The 18,724-nt window shown below is 60.0% G+C and carries 16 protein-coding genes; 11 read left to right on the top strand and 5 right to left on the bottom strand.

Annotation, left to right across the window (positions count from 1 at the left end; all coding sequences use genetic code 11):
* Positions 1–58 precede the first annotated feature (58 nt).
* Positions 59–2,026: an SIR2 family protein gene (locus tag QRN51_RS14100; RefSeq protein WP_284990476.1), complete on the bottom strand. Its 1,968-nt coding sequence runs from the start codon at positions 2,024–2,026 to the stop codon at positions 59–61.
* Positions 2,027–2,408: 382 nt separating this feature from the next.
* Between QRN51_RS14100 and QRN51_RS14105 the strand changes: the two genes are divergently transcribed.
* Positions 2,409–2,627 (top strand): hypothetical protein, encoded by a 219-nt coding sequence (locus QRN51_RS14105; protein ID WP_284990477.1) that lies wholly within the window; start codon positions 2,409–2,411, stop codon positions 2,625–2,627.
* 28 nt (positions 2,628–2,655) lie between these two features.
* Here the strand turns inward: QRN51_RS14105 and QRN51_RS14110 are convergent, their stop codons facing one another.
* Positions 2,656–3,594, bottom strand: a complete 939-nt coding sequence (locus tag QRN51_RS14110; RefSeq protein ID WP_284990478.1) for a BRCT domain-containing protein — start codon at positions 3,592–3,594, stop codon at positions 2,656–2,658.
* Between the two features lie 1,307 nt (positions 3,595–4,901).
* Between QRN51_RS14110 and QRN51_RS23305 the strand changes: the two genes are divergently transcribed.
* On the top strand, positions 4,902–5,093 hold the full coding sequence (locus tag QRN51_RS23305) for a DUF4192 family protein (RefSeq protein WP_350224983.1): 192 nt from the start codon (positions 4,902–4,904) through the stop codon (positions 5,091–5,093).
* Positions 5,094–5,260: 167 nt separating this feature from the next.
* Here QRN51_RS23305 and QRN51_RS23315 read toward each other — a convergent pair whose 3' ends face one another.
* The gene (locus QRN51_RS23315) at positions 5,261–5,542 is read right to left on the bottom strand and encodes a hypothetical protein (RefSeq protein ID WP_350224984.1); all 282 of its coding nucleotides are present in this window, start codon (positions 5,540–5,542) and stop codon (positions 5,261–5,263) included.
* Between QRN51_RS23315 and QRN51_RS14120 the strand changes: the two genes are divergently transcribed.
* Positions 5,529–5,930 carry a DUF4192 family protein gene (locus tag QRN51_RS14120; RefSeq protein WP_284990479.1) on the top strand — a complete coding sequence of 134 codons (402 nt, stop codon included), beginning with the start codon at positions 5,529–5,531 and terminating at the stop codon, positions 5,928–5,930. The genes QRN51_RS23315 and QRN51_RS14120 overlap by 14 nt on opposite strands.
* Positions 5,931–7,796: 1,866 nt before the next feature.
* Here QRN51_RS14120 and QRN51_RS14125 read toward each other — a convergent pair.
* A complete protein-coding gene (locus QRN51_RS14125) occupies positions 7,797–8,015 on the bottom strand; it encodes a hypothetical protein (protein WP_284990480.1) in 219 nt (72 codons plus the stop codon).
* Between the two features lie 967 nt (positions 8,016–8,982).
* On the opposite strand from QRN51_RS14125, the gene QRN51_RS14130 reads away from it, so the two are divergent.
* Together QRN51_RS14130 and QRN51_RS23320 are read left to right on the top strand one after the other, a co-directional pair.
* Positions 8,983–9,249: a hypothetical protein gene (locus QRN51_RS14130; protein ID WP_284990482.1), complete on the top strand. Its 267-nt coding sequence runs from the start codon at positions 8,983–8,985 to the stop codon at positions 9,247–9,249.
* Between the two features lie 394 nt (positions 9,250–9,643).
* Positions 9,644–10,030 (top strand): helix-turn-helix domain-containing protein, encoded by a 387-nt coding sequence (locus QRN51_RS23320; RefSeq protein ID WP_350224986.1) that lies wholly within the window; start codon positions 9,644–9,646, stop codon positions 10,028–10,030.
* Here the strand turns inward: QRN51_RS23320 and QRN51_RS14135 are convergent.
* On the bottom strand, positions 10,011–12,011 hold the full coding sequence (locus QRN51_RS14135) for a helix-turn-helix domain-containing protein (RefSeq protein ID WP_284990483.1): 2,001 nt from the start codon (positions 12,009–12,011) through the stop codon (positions 10,011–10,013). The two genes, QRN51_RS23320 and QRN51_RS14135, sit on opposite strands and share 20 nt — an antisense overlap.
* Before the next feature lie 14 nt (positions 12,012–12,025).
* Here QRN51_RS14135 and QRN51_RS14140 point away from each other — a divergent pair, with 14 nt between their 5' ends.
* The 6 genes from QRN51_RS14140 to QRN51_RS14165 are packed head-to-tail and all read left to right on the top strand — an operon-like array spanning position 12,026 to position 18,679.
* Positions 12,026–13,519, top strand: a complete 1,494-nt coding sequence (locus tag QRN51_RS14140; protein ID WP_284990484.1) for an aldehyde dehydrogenase — start codon at positions 12,026–12,028, stop codon at positions 13,517–13,519.
* 30 nt (positions 13,520–13,549) lie between these two features.
* A complete protein-coding gene (locus QRN51_RS14145; RefSeq protein WP_284990485.1) occupies positions 13,550–14,935 on the top strand; it encodes an MFS transporter in 1,386 nt (461 codons plus the stop codon).
* Positions 14,932–16,122 carry an FAD binding domain-containing protein gene (locus QRN51_RS14150; protein WP_284990486.1) on the top strand — a complete coding sequence of 397 codons (1,191 nt, stop codon included), beginning with the start codon at positions 14,932–14,934 and terminating at the stop codon, positions 16,120–16,122. The genes QRN51_RS14145 and QRN51_RS14150 overlap by 4 nt, the downstream gene beginning before the upstream one ends.
* A 27-nt stretch (positions 16,123–16,149) precedes the next feature.
* Positions 16,150–16,590 (top strand): cupin domain-containing protein, encoded by a 441-nt coding sequence (locus QRN51_RS14155; protein ID WP_284990487.1) that lies wholly within the window; start codon positions 16,150–16,152, stop codon positions 16,588–16,590.
* A complete protein-coding gene (locus QRN51_RS14160) occupies positions 16,587–17,564 on the top strand; it encodes an amidohydrolase family protein (RefSeq protein ID WP_284990488.1) in 978 nt (325 codons plus the stop codon). The genes QRN51_RS14155 and QRN51_RS14160 overlap by 4 nt, the downstream gene beginning before the upstream one ends.
* On the top strand, positions 17,561–18,679 hold the full coding sequence (locus tag QRN51_RS14165) for an NADH:flavin oxidoreductase/NADH oxidase (protein WP_284990489.1): 1,119 nt from the start codon (positions 17,561–17,563) through the stop codon (positions 18,677–18,679). The genes QRN51_RS14160 and QRN51_RS14165 overlap by 4 nt, the downstream gene beginning before the upstream one ends.
* Positions 18,680–18,724 lie beyond the last annotated feature (45 nt).

Consider the following 18,724-nt stretch of genomic DNA (forward strand, 5'->3'; position numbering starts at 1 on the left):
ACTGCTACAACTCCAAGGTGACACTATGAGCGGCCGTGAGATCGTCCAAGGGCCGCGTCTACAGATCCCCGATGCGGAAGTGGTCCGGAACGATGCCGCCGCCGCGCGGGAGACTGGCAAAGGCAGCCTCGTGCCCCACTCGACCAATTGCCACATCGACCGCCTGGCACGTGGAAATCAACAGCTCAAGATCACCTCCGCCAAAACCCGCGATCACAATTGGCGATGATTGGCCCTCATTTTCCAACTGTCCAAGGATTCTTCCTCCCACGACCGAACGATGTGCCATTCCCCGAGGAGCGTGCTGGACCCGTAGGTAGGGGCGGAAAACTGGAATCATGTCAGCGTACTGTCCAAGCGCCCGGTCGGCAGCCTGCACCGCCAACCGGAGCGCCGAGGACGCCTCGTCGTGTTCATCGGCATCGTTAGAAGCATTGGCCGCGGCCATTCGCTCCTTGGCTGCCGCCAGGGCGACGTCGGACGCTCGGACCCTGTCCACGGCCTCCTGCGAACCGGCGCGTTGCAGTGTCACTTCCACGATTCTCAGAAAATCAAAGGCCTCCCACGAATCGTCGAACTGCTGCTTTCCGGTGGCCAGATGTTCAACGAAGATTGGCTCAATGCGCTGAAACAGCAGCTTGGCCGGCGAGCCTGAACTCGAAACTATGGTTTCAGGTGTCAGCGCGTCTCCAGCCAGCGTGACCCCTTCATAGGGGGCTGGAACCGGCATGCGAATGAGTGATCGCGCGAGTTCGTATCGTCCGGCGGCAATTGCGGCCACGCCTGCGGAGTATAGAAACTGGCCTGCGCAAATCATCTGGAGGCGAAGAACATCTGTCAGTCCACTTCCTCTGGCTTGCCCGGCGAATCTGGGAATTTCCGGAATCCACCAGCGGTCCGTGGACTCGCTCCCCCAGTAGGCTGCCGTGGCCAGCAAAGCCGTCGGCACGAAGGTTGCTTCCTCCACGCGGGCGACCATCGCGCGGTATCCGCCGTCGGGCGACTCTTCACCCGTATGGCTCAGGAGGAGATCGTTCTGATTTCTTAGCCGATCAAGCTCCTGCTTGATGAGATCGTGAAGTCCGATAGCGGTGGCTCTGCCGGAAAGATAGCGTTTGGCAGTGCCTACCGCGGCAGCTACGGCTAGGGGGTGCCGCGCAGCACGCTCCCCCAACGAGTCAATGGCATCAGCCAAATTCCCAAGAGCAGCGTCCGCCGTCGAGGAAACCTTGACAGCACCGAGTGCAGATCGCAGGCCCTGAGCCAATTCACTGAGGTCTCTCGGCTCAATCCAATACGGCGTGTAAATGCGACGAGGGCTACGACTCAGAGCACGAACGAGCGCCGGATCGTACGTGGCCGACCAGCCGACCAGCACCAGCCCGTAGTCGAAAGTGATCCGATCCAGAAACTGATCCACGTGCAATTCGTAACCGGCCAGTTCCTGCTGGGTGTTTCGCATCGCGGTCGGATTCAGGTAATCACCATGCAGGTGGACAACGAGAGCGCCGAGGGTATGGAGCGGCGGCAACCCATGAATGTCAGCCGGGTGGCTAACGACGACAGGTTCGATACCTTCGTCGCGAAGAGCCGCCTCCATCAACCTGTCGAAATTGAGGGTCAGGACAATTCGAACCTTCCCGGACCGAACAAGCCTGGCTATCGCTCGATGACCTTGGGTAGGTCGCTTCAGAGCTTGTTCACGCTCTTCCTCGTCCGGCTCGAAGAAACTACGAAGAAGCTTCTGACGTTCAACTTGCGTGGGCCCCAACTTCTCCAACAATGACTCGTACGACGGTTCAACGCCAAACCGCTGGGCGTACCATTCGAATGGATCCGTCGGAGATTCGTTCTCCACGGCTGCAACCTTTTGGATCAGCTCTTCTTGGACACCCCACGCAGAGGGAACACCACTCGGTACTGAAATCCCCGCCCCAAGCACAAACGCGTAGGATCCCGGTGATGAGTGCATCGAGAAGGCCAAGCCGAGTAGCTGATCAAGCTCTGCGGTATCGGTCAAAGGCATGTGAGTTCTCCTGGGAAGTTGCCGGAATAAGCCCACTGTAGCCATCGGCACTGACAACGAACCAAGCATGCCAGCAGGAATGCCGGCATAAAGACCCCACCAGGAATGAGACCTGCCTGGCACTTCCAAAGGGGATTATCGCTATGCCGCAGGCTTACACATGTCAAGCTTTGTCAACAGAAAAAAAGACAAAAAGCCTCTGACCTGCGGAAACACTGTGCCCGAGGTGGGACTCGAACTGCATTTCCTCCCCCGCAAACACTGGACTCCCCCGGAAGCATGCGGAATACGGGCCGATCCGGCCCATGTACGAACCCAATCGGAAAAGGGTCGGTGTTGACATTGTCAACACCTACCCTTTTGCCCATTTCTGCGCCAAAGAATGACGCTTCAGTATTTCAAGGCCGCCAGTATCCTGGGCGATCTGGTCCGGATGCAACTCGCCCGCGGCACCCACCCGCATTACGCGGTCACCACGATCGTGCGGACCACGGCGGTCCCGGCCACCCTGATCAAGCTGACCGACATCATCCTTGATTGTCCGGCGGCGACAACTTTCTGGTCGCCATCGACGTCCTCGTCACCACCTTCCCGATCATGAACTTGGAGGAGAGGATGACGTGCGGGGCTTATTCCAGGGCTTCCATAGCCGCAAGAAAATCCTCATAGCTGATGACCGGTACACCCATACTCAAGGCCACGGCTACCTTCGTGTTCGGGCTACCGGCGCGAGGAGCCACAAGAGCCGAAGTGGTCGAGGTGACGGAACCTGCTACGCGGAGTCCGACTCCTTGAGCTAGTGCTTTCCACTCGGCACGGGACTTCTCGGGGCCCGAGCCAGTGAAGCAAACGGCGTCGCCACCGTTCAGCACGACGTCGGAAGGGGGCAGGACCGGCGTCGACCTGTTCCGCTTCCAATCCTCGACGAGTTCGCGGTCAATGGTGATCGCATTGGCCGCTTCGATGTAGTCACCCAGGCGAACATTTATGGGGGCGCTGTCGTCCCACATCTCAGTCCATCCGCTGATTGCCCGGTCTGTAGGTAGGCCCGTAGCGGGCCACGGCAGCATGGCGCTGAGGACCTCCTGTTCAACCCAGAAGGCAGCACCCCGATGCGGTACTTCGATGAGCTCAACCAGCTGTCCACCGGCAAGCCGGTGCCTGTCCAGGCGTGAATCGTTGCCGCTGTTGGTGATGCCGACCTTGTATGCGTGCCAACGCGGAAAGTGGAAGAGATACACGCGGTGGGGGCTCGATGGATCCGCGGCGCCATCACACACGTAGCAAGGAACGGCGCCCCTGTTCAGGCGACGCATGGAAATCCGCTTGGGTGTCTCACAGCGTGCGCACCGGGCAGCTTGGACAGTGTCCGTTCCTGACTCCGGTTCAGCGACCAACAAGCCATGGGACGAAAACCCGATGACGACATCGGAGGCACAGATGCCCTTGTTGCGGTTGTTGCAGATAGGGCAAAGGCACCAGTGACCAGATAGCTCTGCGGCCAAACGGCCGGGCAGCTCTACGTGCTCATGGCCGCAATTGCGGCACTTGATAGCAACGGGGTCCATGCCGTCATTGTGTTCTGCGGTATCGAACAATAGGTCATGGTGGAGCATTCCGACGGTCGCCTGGATGCGCTTCTTTGGCCACCACCATCTCCTCGCCGATGCTCGCACCGCCAGGTCTGTGGCGAGCAGCTCCCGGTCTGTCTCGCTGAGTCCAGTCGGCGCCTTCAGTGCCGCACCCACGGCCTGGTCCAGTTCTGTCTTTGTCCTGGCGCGGTTTTGCTCTCCCCATTCGCGCCAGTGGCACACTCTGCACACTGGCCCGTACGTCCGCTGATCGAGCACGTACTCGAACCGGTAGGGCAACCGAGATTTGCAGGCGATGCACTCTGTACGGCGGTACGTCTTGCGGTCAACAAAAGGCTCGAGTGGGATCAGGCCGCCGACACGAAAAAGCTGGTCGATGCAGTCCAAACACCAGGAAGGTCTGGTGGTGGTCCTAAATGCCGCAAGCTTGCCACAGCCTTCAGTAGAGCAGACCTGTGTAACTGTCCTTGCCATGATGCTGTCCCCCAAATGAATTTGTGTAGTGGCACACTACCCTGCGAGGGCTACAGGGTCCCAGCCAGTACACGGCGGAGCGGCATCAGATCCCAGTGCCGTCGAGCGCCGAGGCGTTCCTCACCCATCGCGCCGCGATCCCAGGATGGTGTGCGGCCGCTCTTCAGAGAGCGCGACTATGAGGCCACCGACTCGACACCTCTTCTCGCGCAGCCTTTCCCCGCCCTTCGCCTTGCGGCGCTCAGATTCATGGCCGATGCGGTGAACTGACGATGTCATGTCGCCCCTCCCCTGCCTCGCACGGACTCGACCAAACCGACAGAACCCTTCTTCCGGCGGCGACCCTGGACTCGGTGACTCAAATGCGAGTCCTCGCCAACTGCTTGGTCTCAGATCCGGTGGGACTAGTTGTTCGATGCCAAGACTGGAAGCCGTGCACGCTGATAGGCCCGACCCGACAATCCCCACCGAAATGTCCGCAGCCGATCAGAAGTCATGCCGTTTGATTCTCTGGCGCCGATGGACAAGCAGAAGTATGAACTGCTTGTCATTCTGATATCCCCCATGATCGCTGGGCGGGTCCTCCACGCAACCAGGGCGCTGCGCGCCGACCCCGGGAACGAAAACTTCTCCAAAGCCGAGTTATCCGCGCTGAGGGATGAAGTTTTCGCCCCCGTGGCCGGTCCCCCAAGTTGCACTCCGGCCCTTCAACCCAGCCGATGGTCCCCTACCAGAACGACGCCCACCACCAACAACCGCAGAAGTACACGAAAATCAACGGGTAAAGGGAATAAGGGAATCAAGGGATCATGGAAAAGCTCACCATCAAAACCCCATCAGACGTTCTCAGCTTCATTGGGCACACCCTCGGCTTCTGGCCCCAGGAAAGCTTGGTCTGCATCACCATGAACGACAACAGCATCGGTGCGACCCTGCGCATCGACCTCCCCACCAACCCGGCCAGGAAATCCCCTATGCACACACTGTCGCCCACTACCTAACCAGCGACGGCAACGCCACCTCCATCCTCTTCGCCATCTACACCAGCGAAACCAACCAGCCCGGACAGGCCAAACCCCATGCCGGCACCATCGCCGCGCTCACGGGCGTACTCGCCGAACAGGGCATCACCATCCGGGACGGACTCGTCGTCGGAGACGAAACCTTCTCACCCTACGACGACGAACCCGGCACAAGCCTCGCCCTGCCCGTCAGCTCCACCCAGACCAGCGCCATCAACGCCGAATTCGTCTACCGCGGCAGCTTCATCGAACCCACCAACCGCATCACCCTCCCAACCACCGGCCAGGAAGCAGCCAAGGCAACAGCCGTCCAACACCACATCGAAACCATCAAGACGCAACCAACCGACACCGCCCTCCGGCAAGGCCGGGAACTCTGGGCCGGCATGCTCGACTCCAAAACCTTCCCCAGCGATGACGACTGCCATGCTCTCAAACCTGCAATTCCCCACGATCCGCGACCGGCTCCTCGCAGACATCCCAGGGGTCGACGAACCCATGCAGCAGATCCTCTTCGCCCAAACCAAACAGACCCCGAAGTGGTCACGCATCGAGTGGGCACAACAACTGCTCCTCCACGCCTACACCCGCACCAGCGCCCAGCACTCCGCCCCAGTCCTCACGGCCATCGGCTACATCAACTGGTGGGAAGGCAAAGGCAGCAAAGCCCACCAATACCTCCAACTAGCCCTCGACACCGACCCCGCCTACCGCCTCGCCCGCCTCAGCGACCAAATGATCGGCTCCGGCATAGTCGCCGGCTGGAACATGCACAAAAGCACCGCCTATATAGCACTGCCCTTCGACATGCCGTGAAGCCAATTTGAAGGTTCACTTGGTCAGGCAGGCTCCTGCACCACAACCGGGACTCATTTCGATGGTTGCCCGCCGCTTCTGCTGCGAAGGAACGGCCAATCTGCCTCCTACTTCCAGCCGTGGATGACTCCAACCGGCCCCCCGTCACGGACCGCTCAACTACGCCCGAGTCCATGCAGCGTCGTCAGTATTTGATGAGATACGCAGACTCCAAGTTGACGGAATCTCCACTATCGGTGTCCGGGAGTCCGGCCAAATGGGTCCTTGAAAGCGCCAAATTGAACGCCGCTCAAGCCAAGGTGACCGCCTCGACGCAAGGTCCTTCGTTGCACGCCCGGGTTGGATTTCAGAAGCTAATGAGGGCGCTTTCATGTGAAGAGTGTTGTCAGCGGCGGCTTGCCCAGCCTCGGTCAACGACGCTGATGTTCCAGTTCCTTGGAAGCGGAACACACGGAAGTACATTCACCGCGTGTCACCGTCTTTCGAGAAACATGGGGCGGCAGCAACGACTAGTTACCGGCGCTACCTTCTTTTCAAGGGTCCGTTTGCGAAGGGTCTTGCTCCGTCGTGGTCGTCGGCAAACAGCTTCCTCAAACCTTGTTCCAAGACTAAGCCCGGGACTCCAGGGGTCTCCTTCCACGTAATCAGGAGTTCCTCACAATCGGCCAGTTGCAGACCTGGCAACCGCCGGCGTGGGACTTCGGGAGGCCAAGACCGTATTGCCGATATGAATCTATGCGGCCACGCAGATGCGTGCTCTGACCGGCCTTCGTGCCGGCACCTCCGATATAGAGGACAGGCGTATGCGGCACCCAGCTTCGCCTAAGAGCGTCAGCAGGGCGCACGGTTCGGTCCTGCCCCTTAAAGCGACCCCCTCGACTCTCTGTTAGAAACCGGGGCTCGTCCGAAGAAGGGCGAAGGACAACGTATGCCCCGTGACTCAGCGGCGGGGCCATAGGGTCCATAGCCAGCATGGTGTGAAATTCTCGGAACCCCATGCGCTCTAAAGTGTTGCGGTCCATGATCAAATGTCAGCACGTCACTTCGACTCCTTTCGCGAGCTGGCACCGTCTACGAAAGGGCTCCGTCGGGAACGCAGTGCGGGAGGTTCACTGATTTTCAGGATGCTCCGGTTGCCCGCCCCTACCCTGCCTCGCGCAGCGTGAACTCTGGGATTCAGCGAACTTTCCTGGATTCATCGGATCTTTGTCTTGACGTCCGCGGGCGGGTCGACAGTGCCCGTACATCCTTGCCTTCTCGCGCCGGTGATCAAATTTCCTTTAGATCTGAACGACGGAGCCCAACACGAGCGTGTCATTGTTCGACAGTGGGTGTAGACCGTGGACAAACGCGTACAGAGACGTTCTACAGGCAACGCCTCCGTTTGCCCGGAACGTGATCCACAGGTATAGCAGGGTGAATTCGCCTTCTTCCACGCGGCATCGGATCGTCCGCCTTATGTCATTAACGTCCATCGCGTTCTCACCCGATGCTTTTTGTCGTCAGGTAATGCCCCCCAGCTAACGGCGGCCTGCCGGAGCAGGCTGCGGGCTTGCTCCGGATTTTGTGCGGTGGGGGCCGAGCTGCTCCTCTGATTCCCGACGAGGCTGAGGCTTAGGCGCTTTTGTACGTAGCCTGCTTTTCGGAAGCATCATGAGCTGGGATTTGCCCGTGTTTCCCCCGCGCACCAGGAACAGGAATTATCGGACGGCCCCTGGTCTCCGTGCCAGAGTCGCATTCTCTTCGTGGCTTGAACCTGTACTCTCTGGGACTCTCTTCGGGATGGATTCCCCTACGTCCGAGATTGTGCGACTGGGATTTCCGAAGATCTGTCGGCATTCGAGTTTCGGCCGCGCCGTCGGTGGTTCACCAGTTCTGGTGTTCGCGGGTCAGCCCGAAGGGGACAGCATCACTGAGGGCTACCGTGAAGGAGTCACGGTCATGTCGCGTGACCAGAATGCCCCGACGCCCTTCCTGCGTTGCCCATGTCATGGCGATGGCCACGGCTTCATCGAGCCGCCGTTCCATGTCGGCACGGTCGGCCACGGTGCCTACTGCGATTTCGAGGTCAATTGCGATTTCCATGTCTCCAGCCTTTTCGTGTTTCGAATGTGTGATGCGCTGCTGCCATTGGCTCCCGCCGTCGCCGGTGTTGCCGTTGCAGGGTTTGAGGTAATTAGTTGCTGGCTCAGCCAACGTGCTCCCGGCTACTTGGTTCGATCAGCCCGGCTAGTCCGCGGCTACGGGACAGACGTGAAAGCTGCCTTGGCGTAGGCGACGGCTTTGTCGACATCGGCCCGATCTCCGGCAGGCACAGTGGCGATTGGCCGCGCCGTCAGGATTCGACATAGTCCGAGACGCCCCGCTGTCCGCGGAAACGTCCTGGCCGTAAATAAACAAAGGTCTTTCTCGTTTCAGGGTGGCCAGCAGCTCTGCTGCGATCTGATTGCAGAGGATCTCTACCAGTATGGGATTCAAATCACGGCCTGAATATATTTCAACAACACAAATATTGTCGGTTCAGTGTTCCTTTCAACACTTGTCGCGTTGAGTCGGACTACGACGGTACCGGTGAGCAGCCATTCGGGAAGCGAGGCTTCCATTGCAGGCAACGAGGGGTCGCTTGAGGTCGGGCGTTGGTTGTAAAGGGTGCGTGCCGGCGGGACAGTACCGCCCGCACTACGCGCAGAAGAAGGCGCGGACCCGGCGTCAGCGACCACGGCAGGGAAATCGGGGTGCTTCCTGAACTGAAGGCTTACGTCCAGGCAAAGCTGGACCGCTGGTGGAGTCCTGGACTGATCTGCCGTCAACTGAAGAAGGCGCAAGGATCTGCACATCGTCCACGAAACGATCTATCAGGCCCTCTACATCCGTGGCCGCGGCGGCCTCTCCCGGGAACTCGTCAAATACCTTCGCACCGGCCGGGACCGGCACAAACCCAACAGATCAATTGCCAGAAGATCCTCCCGGTTCGCCGGCGACGGGTTGATGGTCAGCGACCGGCCGGACGGAGCCAGCGACCGTTCCGTTCCCGGACATAGGACGGCGATCTGTGATCAAGAAAGAAGTGGGTGCCTGGATCTGGTTAACCGGCAGTCTGGCCGAGTTGTCTCCCTTGGACCGGCGGACCATCGAGCACGCCGCGACCGTCATGGCACTAGAACTCCTCAGAGCCGGAAGTGTCGCCGAAACCGCTTGGAAGCAGTCAGGAGAAATTCTCTCAGGGCTTCTCACCGCCCGTGGCCCCGCATCCCTCTCTTTTATCGGGCAGGCCGAAGGCACGGGCATGACTTGTCACTACTTCACACCGTCATCGTGACAGGACGTGGTTGGGGGCAAAATGCCGGACTCCAGCACCGGCTCACCCGCACCGTGGGGCTCCCAAACAGGGAGTCTCGTCCGCGATCCCTCATCGGGGTGCACCAGGATTACGTTGTCACATTGTGGCCCTTGGGCCGCGAACCGTTGGAGTCCGCCCGCCACGCCCACGAGGATATTCGCCGAAGGCGAGCCCAGTCCGGGTAGTTCGATTTCGGCCTTGACGGCCCGCGCCGCGGTCGAGCTGGCCAAGCTTAGAGGAATGTCCGGGCAGACCCTGCTCGTTGGCGATCTTCGGCTGGCAGGGCTCTTGCTTCAGGTTCCGGATTCGGTGAGCCTGCTCTCGTATTGCGAGGACGTCGTGGCGCCCTTCCGCCGTCACGACGCCTCCCGGGATACGACAGTGGTTCAAACCTTGTCAGCACTGGTACGGAACGACCTCGACGCCCGGCGCCGCAGAGCAGTTGTCCGTTCACACGAACACTATTGTCCGACGGCGACGGACCATCGAGGGGCTGCTCGGTTGCGAACTGACAAACGTGGCGGCCCTGACACACGTCGCGACCGCGCTCCAGCTTGAAGAGGTCATTGCGGCCCATAGTCCCTACGAGGGGTATCTCCGGATTGCTGGCGTCCGAAACACGCACGGACAACTGCGACAGGGTCGCACGAGCGGGGCAAGCAGCTATTCAGTGCTGAGCAGCCGCCATTGTCGACTACGACCATCCTTCTCTAGTGTCACGAATCCTCCCCATTACGAGCCTACTGGCGCTCAGCGATGAGTCGCTCTTGAATTGGGGCTGATTTCCTAATGGGGGCCGGTGCGGACATGGGATTTGTGTCGGCAACGTCGCCGATGGCCAAGGCTGCTGCGAGGTCCATTGCGTGGTCCGGGCGTGAAAGGTCTTTGTTGGTCAGGGTTTGTATGCGACGAAGCCGTTGGGCGACCGTGTTTGGGTGAACTTGCAGAAGCCGGGCTGTATCTATGTTTATTTGCCCTGAGGAGAAATAGGTTCGCAAGGTCTTGAGGAGCTCAGTTCCACGGGTTTCGTCATGGCTGCGGACGGGACCGAGGGCGCGGTCCGCGTATCGGAGTAGCTGGCTGGAGTCGTCGAGTTGCAGTAGCAAACCTACAAGCCCAAGATCATCAAAAGTGACTGATGTGTCAGTTCGCCCAGCCAGGGCGAGCATGTTCAAAGCCCCGGCCGCAGACCGGTATGCACGGGGGTACATGCTGAGGCCCCTGATGGGACCGCGGGATACAGCGGTAGCGGTGGCGCGAGGCCGGCGTGAAGCGGCCATCTTGCGGATCTTCTCGGTTGTGGTGGTCTCCACTGCAGGACTCTCAAGGGACGTCGGTAGCAGTACGACAATCCTGTCGTGATGGATGGCGCACAGGGGCCGCGGTTTCAACGCTGACGCCCAGGCGTTAATCCGCCGGAGGCCCTGCTGCAGGCAAACGTTTATATCGTCTTGTGCCACCTCGGACAGGGAAACACCGACCATCGTATGTTCAACGCTCAAGTCGTGGCCCAAGCGTTCGGCGCGGGCGTGGATTGTATCCAATGCGGAGGGCTCGCCGCTGAGGAGGTCATTCAGGACCTCTCCCTGAAGTCTCCACTGCGCTTCTTCAGCGGTTCGCACGCGCAGGATTTCAAGAGAGGTAATCACCGTGGCGTGTTCAACGGCACGGGTCTCGATGGGAGTCAGAGGTCCGGAGTCGGTCACCGTCCAAATCCGTGCAACTTCACTTTCGTTGAGAAGCACAGGAAATATCACGAAGGAGAGCGAATGTTCTTCCCTGATGCCGGTTCTGGTTCTATCGTCGGGGAATACTGCGTCGAGATCGGATCGTCCGATCACTGCCCCCTGGACGTCTTCGATCAAAACTGCGCGGTGTATCAGAATCGAGAGTGCGACGGCGATGCCAGGAACGCCGCCTCCTCTTAGGGCAATATCCGTCAGTTTTTGGTGAATCTCTTCGGATTTTTCCAGCAAGTCGCGCTGCGAGTGGAGTTCCCTGTTGAGTAGCACCAGTTCGTCTATTCGACTGGCTTCGGCGGAACGCAGGCGGGAGGTGGTGAGTGCTATCGCCGCATGGTCTGCGAGTACCGCTAGGAGCGCTATCTCTTGCTGACCGAAGTCGTGAGTGCCCCTGCGATAGCAGTTCAGGGTGCCAATAACTCCTTGACGCGAATCGAGCAGAGGCACGGAGATCATTGATCGATACCCCTGCTCCCGCGCAACCCCACCCCACGGCGCAAACTGCGGCTCCGCTTGGATATCGGCAATCGCGACGGGGCTTCCGGTTCGGAAGGCCTTGCTGGAGGGGGCTTCTGATTCGACGCTCTGGTTCAAAAGAACCGGATGATCCGCATTGACCTGGTCTATGTACTCCTGGGAAAGGCCACTTGAACCCTCAATGGTGAGCCTCTGACCGGACGAGTCAGGCAAGAGCACCCCACAGAACTCGTAGCCCATAAGCCCTGCAGCGGTTTCGGCGATCAAATCGAGCACCCGCGAGAGCGGTTGAGCTGTGACAACCGTCTGCGTGATGGCCCGAACACTGTCCAGCCAGCGACGGACTTCAAGCGATCCTTGGGCTCTCTGGCTATCACGCGTCATCCAACGAGTGTATCCCAAAATGTTTCCAACTACATAGTTATTAAATAACTGTGTTCGCAAAGACATGCTTTTCCTGTGATTTGAATCCCATACTGATAAGGATCCCTTTTCCGGAACGTCAAAGCCGACGGACGACAAGAAACGAGGCACACATGATCGAGCACCTCATGTTCATCGACGGGAAGGATGTTCCCGCAGAGAGCGGAGCATTCCTGACTATCTCAAACCCTGCAACGGCACGTCCGATAGCCACAGTGCCTGACGGTGTCCGAGTCGACGTCGACAAGGCCGTTGCCGCCGCCCGGATGGCCTTTGTATCAGGGCCATGGCCTCGCATGAGCCGGACCGACCGGGCAAGGGTGCTGCTGAAGGCTGCTGACGCTCTGGAAGCGGCAAGCGAGTCTTTGTTCACGCTCGAAACACAAAACAATGGCCGCCCCATTACTGAGACCCGCGCGCAGTTGTCGCGTGTACCGGAGTGGTTCCGCTATAATGCGGCCCTTCTCGCCGCCCAGCGGGACGCTGTTCTGCCCAGCGACGGCCCTTACCTGACGTACCAAAAGCGCGCTCCCCTCGGGGTCTGTGGAATCATCACTCCCTTTAATCACCCGGCACTGATCCTCGCCCGAAGCCTTTCTGCTGCTCTGGCTACCGGGAACACTGTCGTGGTGAAGCCGTCGGAGCTGACTCCGCTTACAACCCTTGCCATCGCCCGGATCGTCACAGAGGCAGGCGTTCCGGAAGGCGTCATCAACGTTGTTACCGGCGGACGCGAAGCCGGGATCGGTTTGAGCGAACACGCTGACGTCGCCAAAGTTACACTTACCGGCGGGACCGAGGCTGGACGTTCTGCCGCCGTCGCAACGGCGTCGCGGTTTGCACGTATCACCGCTGAATTGGGTGGCAAAACCCCCGTGATCGTCTTCGGTGATTATGATCCGGTCGCTGCTGCTGAGGGTGCTGCCTTCGCTGCCTTTGTTGCCTCCGGACAGTCGTGCGTGGCCGGAGCACGCTTCCTCGTGCAACGGGAACGGTACGCCGAGTTCGTTGAGGCGTTGGTTGCAAGGGCCAACGCAATCAAGATTGGTGACCCCGCGAAGCCTGAAACCCAAATTGGGCCGATGATCAGCGACGCACAGCGCCGCAAGGTTTTGGACTACATTTCCATCGGAGAAGAAGAAGGTGCTCGCCTCGCTGCTGGCGGCAACGTTCCCGAACTGCCCGATGATCTCCGCGATGGGTATTTCGTGCAGCCCACCGTTTTCGCCGATGCAACGAACAGCATGCGTGTCGCCCAGGAAGAAATCTTCGGTCCCGTCGCCGTGGTCGTGCCATTCGACACTGAGGCAGAAGCCATCGAAATGGCCAACGACAACCGCTTCGGACTCGGAGCAGCTGTATGGACCCATGACCTCGCCCGCGGGCACAGGGTGGCTGCGGCTATTGAGTCAGGCATGGTTTGGGTCAATGACCACCACCGGCTCGAACCGTCGCTGCCGTGGGGTGGAATCAAGGAATCCGGCGCCGGCAAGGATGCAGGAACAGAATCCTTCGACGATTTCACCTGGATCAAGACAATCATCGTGCGGATCGCCGATAGCGACGTCGACTGGTACGGGTCCGACACCCCTGGGCGTTTGAACTAAGTCACCCCGGATCCTGAAAGGACGACGCACATGACACAGACCAAACAAGTTCCGGTGGTGACCCCCGGCTGGCGACAGCAAATCACGCGGGTGCAATGGCTCGTACTGTTCGGCACCACCATGGGATGGGCGCTCGATGGCTTCGCTGGCAGCCTCTACGCGCTTGTCCTCGGCCCGGCTATGACAGACCTGTTGCCGCACTCCGGCATCGCCGTCAGTTCCGCTCAGATCGGCGTCTACGGAGGCCTCACAGTGGCCCTCTTCCTTGCGGGGTGGGCCACGGGTGGAATTCTCTTCGGCGTCTTGGCAGACTACTTCGGCCGCGTCCGCGTCTTGTCAATCGGCATCCTCACCTACGCAGTCTTCACCGCCGCTGCGGCTTTCGCGGATACATGGTGGCAGCTTGGCATACTGCGTTTCATAGCCGGCCTCGGGTCAGGCGTTGAAGCCCCGGTTGGAGCGGCACTGGTAGCTGAAGTCTGGCGTAACAAGTACCGTGCCCGTGCCTGCGGCGTCATGATGTCCGGATATGCAGGCGGGTTCTTTATGGCAGCGCTGGCATATGGCCTGCTCAGCGAAAACGGCTGGCGCTTCATGTTGGTTCTGGCTGTTGTTCCGGCGTTTCTGGTCTGGTTCCTGCGCCGCTACGTCCCGGAGCCGGAAGAGATCAAAGACGTTATCGCCAGGCGTAAGGAACGCAAGGGCAAAACCTCGCGCCTACCAGAAGACCAGTTCGTTCTCCGCAGGCTTCTTTCGCCACCACATCTGCGGGCAACACTTATCTGTACTGCACTGGCCACCGGGGCACTTCTCGCCTTTTGGAGCGTCTCCACCTGGTACCCCCAGATCATCCGTGACATGTCGGCCGCGGAATCACTCCCAACGCAGGAGGCGAACCACCGAGTCGCCATCTCGTCCATGCTATTCAATGCGGGTGGAATTCTCGGCTACGCATCATGGGGTTTTATTGCCGACGCCATTGGACGCAAGAAGGCATTCCTGATCAGCTTCCTCATTTCCGGAGTCAGCGTCGCTTACCTGTTCCCCTTTGAGCACTCCTACGCCACGTACCTGATCGTCATTCCCATCGTTGGCTTTGGCCTGTTCGGCGCCCTGTCGGGGAACTTCGTCTACGGACCCGAGATGTTCTCACCAAGCATGCGGGCGAGTGGCATTGCCCTGGCGAACAGTATTGGCCGTTATATCACCGCGGCTGGCCCGCTTGTCGCAGGTGTCATCGCAACCTCCTGGTTTGGCGGCAACCTCGGAGTGGCAACAGCTGTCTTGGCCGCCACGGGAATCATCGCCCTCATTGGCTTGTATTTTGCCCCCGAAACCCGCGGCGCGGAACTACCAACGGATGCCCCAGCAGGCACCCCTGAAAACCACACCTCAATGAAAGGAACCGCAGCATGAGCGCTTATGAAGGATCTCGCGCGCTTGTCATCGGAGGATCGATCGGCGGACTAACAGCTGCCCTTCTACTCCGTGACTTGGGATTTGACGTGGACGTCTACGAACGGACACCCACAGACCTCGACGGACGCGGCGGAGGCATCGTTCTACAACCGGATACGTTGCGCTGGTTCCGGGAACGCAGTTCCCAGCGGCCGGAAGATGTCAGCACAACGACAAGTTGGGTTCAGTACATCGGCGCCGAAAACCGCATCATCGACCGGGACGCCCGGTCATGGTCCCACACATCCTGGGGCACGTTTTACCAGGCCTTGCTCTCCGACTTCGGGCGCGACCACTACCATCTGGGCGAGTTCGCCTGCGGCTTTGACCAGGACGAGGACTCAGTCACCGTACGGTTCGTCAGCGGTCGGGAAGAAAAGGCCGCGCTCGTTGTCATCGCTGACGGCATTACGTCGGCCAACCGTGCCCGGATCGACCCCGATGTCACCCTTGAATACTCCGGCTACATCGGATGGCGCGGAACCGTCGACGAGGCAGACCTTTCGGCAGAAACTGCTGGCCTGCTCAATGACGCCGTCACGTATAACGTGGTTCCCCATTCCCAAATCACGATGTATCCCATTCCCAGTAAGAGGGGACTTGCAAAGGGGCAGCGGCTGATGAACTACGTCTGGTACCGCAACGTTCCGGAAGGTCCCGAGCTCGATGAAATGCTGATCAGCAAGCAGGGCTTCCCGGGCAAAGTCTCGGTTCATCCCAACCAGGTCCAGGATCGGTACGTGAACGAAATGAGGGAGACCGCCTCCCGGATGCTGGCACCTGCCGCAGCTGAGCTGGTCACTTCTACAGAATCGCCCTTTATCCAGGTGGTGTGGGATTCCCGGGCATCGAAGATGGCCAGCGGCCGTGTCGCACTCATTGGCGACGCTGCGTGCGCCGCCCGTCCACACGCGGCCGCCGGTACAGCCAAGGCTGCTGCCGACGCATGGGCCCTCAGCGACGCTTTGACGGCTGCGGCAGGCAATATTGCCGAAGCGCTGGAGAAATGGGAGCCCAGCCAGCTCGAACTGAGCAGCAATCTGCTGACCCGTGTGAAAGCCATGGGCGAAAGGTCGCAGTTCACGAACACCTGGACCCCCGGTGACCAGGACCTTCGATTCGGCCTTTACGGACCCGGACGTTAAGCACACACACACAAGAAAGGCTTCACCATGAGTACCAACAGCTTTCTGAGCGATCTGCCCCTGGCAGGAACCCTTGTAGGAGAGAATTTCGACGGATGGTCCGAGGAGCTCCACCGGGAGTTCGAAACCCGCGCCTTTGACGGTCAGGTCGGTTCTAAGCTGCTGAGCCAGAACGACCGCGTCAGGGTGTGGGAAATCCGCCTCGCCCCGGGTGATCGCTGGCACGCACACCGTCATGTTCTTGACTACTTTTGGACCGCGGTCAACGCCGGTACCAGCCGGCAGCACACTCACGACGGCACCACCCGTGATGTCTCCTATTCTGCAGGAGAGACACGGCACTTCCATTTCGGTGCCGGAGAATATCTGCTTCATGACATTGAGAACATAGGTCAGACGGATCTCGTCTTTACCACCATCGAGCACCTTGACTCCGACAACGAACCATTGCCGCTGGATGCGGCATGAGCGCCGGTTTGATCGACGTTCACGCCCACTGGTTGCCGGCCGAGTTGTTCGGGCTTCCGTCTGGCTCGCCTTATGGTGCTATGCGGGACCAGGACGGGGAGTTGTTCCTCGGCGACCTGCCCTTGTCGATTAGGACAGAGGCCATGAGCGACGTGAACGCCATTATCTCGGACATGGACGCGCACGAGATCTCGCTGCGGGCCTTGTCGCCACCGCCGTTCGCCTTCGCAGTAAACTCATCGTCCGAGGACTACATCGATGAGTACAACGCGAGCCTATCGAAGGTTGTCACCGAGTCCACCGGGCGTCTTGCCGGTCTTGGACTGACTAGGCTCGATGATGCCTCGGCTGCCGCACGACAGGTCGCAGACATTGCCAAGGCCGGTGTTCTGGCAGGGGTGGCCATCCCCCCGATGCTGCGGGGAGCTTCCCTGGACGTTGGCGTGCTTCGGGCTGTGCTGCGGTCGGCGGCCCAGCATCGACTGGCAGTGCTTGTTCACCCCATGCAGCTGCCACGGCCTGAATGGTCCTCCTACTACCTGGCGAACCTCATCGGGAATCCTGTGGAGACAGCCACCGCGGTGGCGTCCGGGATCCTCGGAGGCGTCCTGGAAGAGTTGCCTGATCTGCGGATTTGCTTCGTCCACGGCGGTGGCTGTGCTCCCGCCATTCTCGGACGATGGTCGCACGCGTGGCAGGCCCGGGCCGATGTGCGGGCAGGCAGTTCCATCGATCCGCGGGACCTGTTCCGCTCCGCCTACTTCGACACAGTCACGCACGACCTGGCCGCGCTTGAACTGCTGGCATCGCACGCCGGCGAAGACCGGATCCTCTGCGGAACGGACTACCCGTTCGACATGGCAGAACCAAATCTTCCCGCCTTCGTGGACAGCACCGGGTTGGACCGCGTCGCATTACAGCGAAGCGGAAAAGCATTCCTGGGCGTGCGGGTACCACAAATGGAGCTCCAATGACTCAGCTGTTCGACACGATCACTTTTCGGGAACTGACGATACCCAATCGGCTTTGGATGTCTCCCATGATGCAGTTCTCTTCCAACCCGTCAGGGCCCGAAACCGGAGCAGCAACCGATTGGCATTTCCAGCACTTCGCGGCTCGTTCATTGGGCGGTGTGGGCCTGGCAATGGTCGAAGCAACATCCATAAATCCGCAGGGGCGTAGCAGCGACTATGATCTGGGGCTTTGGAACCAACAACAGGCAAGCTCCCACCGCAAGATCATCGATTTTCTCCACGCCCACGGGACCGCTGTCGGCATCCAGCTGGTCCATGCCGGCCGGAAGGCATCAACCGGTCGTCCGTGGCAAGGCGGCAGCCATGCAGAGAACCGCTGGGACTCTGTTGGACCCAGTACTGAGCCGTTCGGGGCCATGCCCGCACCGAAGGAACTGACGCGTGCCGAAATTGGGGCTCTAGTCGACGACTTCGCACGGAGCGCAGGCCTTGCCCACAAGGCCGGCTTTGATGTGCTGGAACTGCACGGGGCCCACGGATACCTGATCCACCAGTTCCTTTCGCCGGCGTCCAACTTCCGCACCGACGAATACGGCGGATCCCTCGCTAACCGGATGAGATTCGCAGTGGAAGTCGTCGACGCCGTACGGCAGCAGTGGCCCGACGAGAAGCCACTGTTCTTCCGGGTGTCGGCGACCGACTGGCTGGCCGGGGACACCGACGATGAGCGCGTTGGTTGGACTAAGGACGAATCGGTCCTGCTCGCGAAGACCCTGAAAGAACATGGAGTCGACCTGTTCGATGTCTCCACGGGAGGCATAGTGCCCGACGCTCGGATTCCTCTACGGCCAAGCTACCAGGTGGAATTCGCCGAACAGATCCGCAGGGAAGCGCCCATCCCGACAGCAGCCGTAGGGCTCATTACTGAACCTGCCCAAGCCGCACGGATCATCGCCTCGGGCCAAGCTGACGCCGTGTTCCTGGGCCGGGAACTGCTCCGCAACCCCAATTGGGCTCGGGAAGCAGCGCAGCAGCTGGGAGAGCCCATCAATTATCCCCACCAATACGCGCGGGCATCGGCTAGACCAGCCCCTGCCGTCTTGTCGAGGTCCTGATTTGGGGCCACGAAAAGCGACCTCGCAAACCTCAATCCTAAGGAG

This window comes from Arthrobacter sp. efr-133-TYG-120, from assembly GCF_030209785.1.
Lineage (GTDB): Bacteria > Actinomycetota > Actinomycetes > Actinomycetales > Micrococcaceae > Arthrobacter.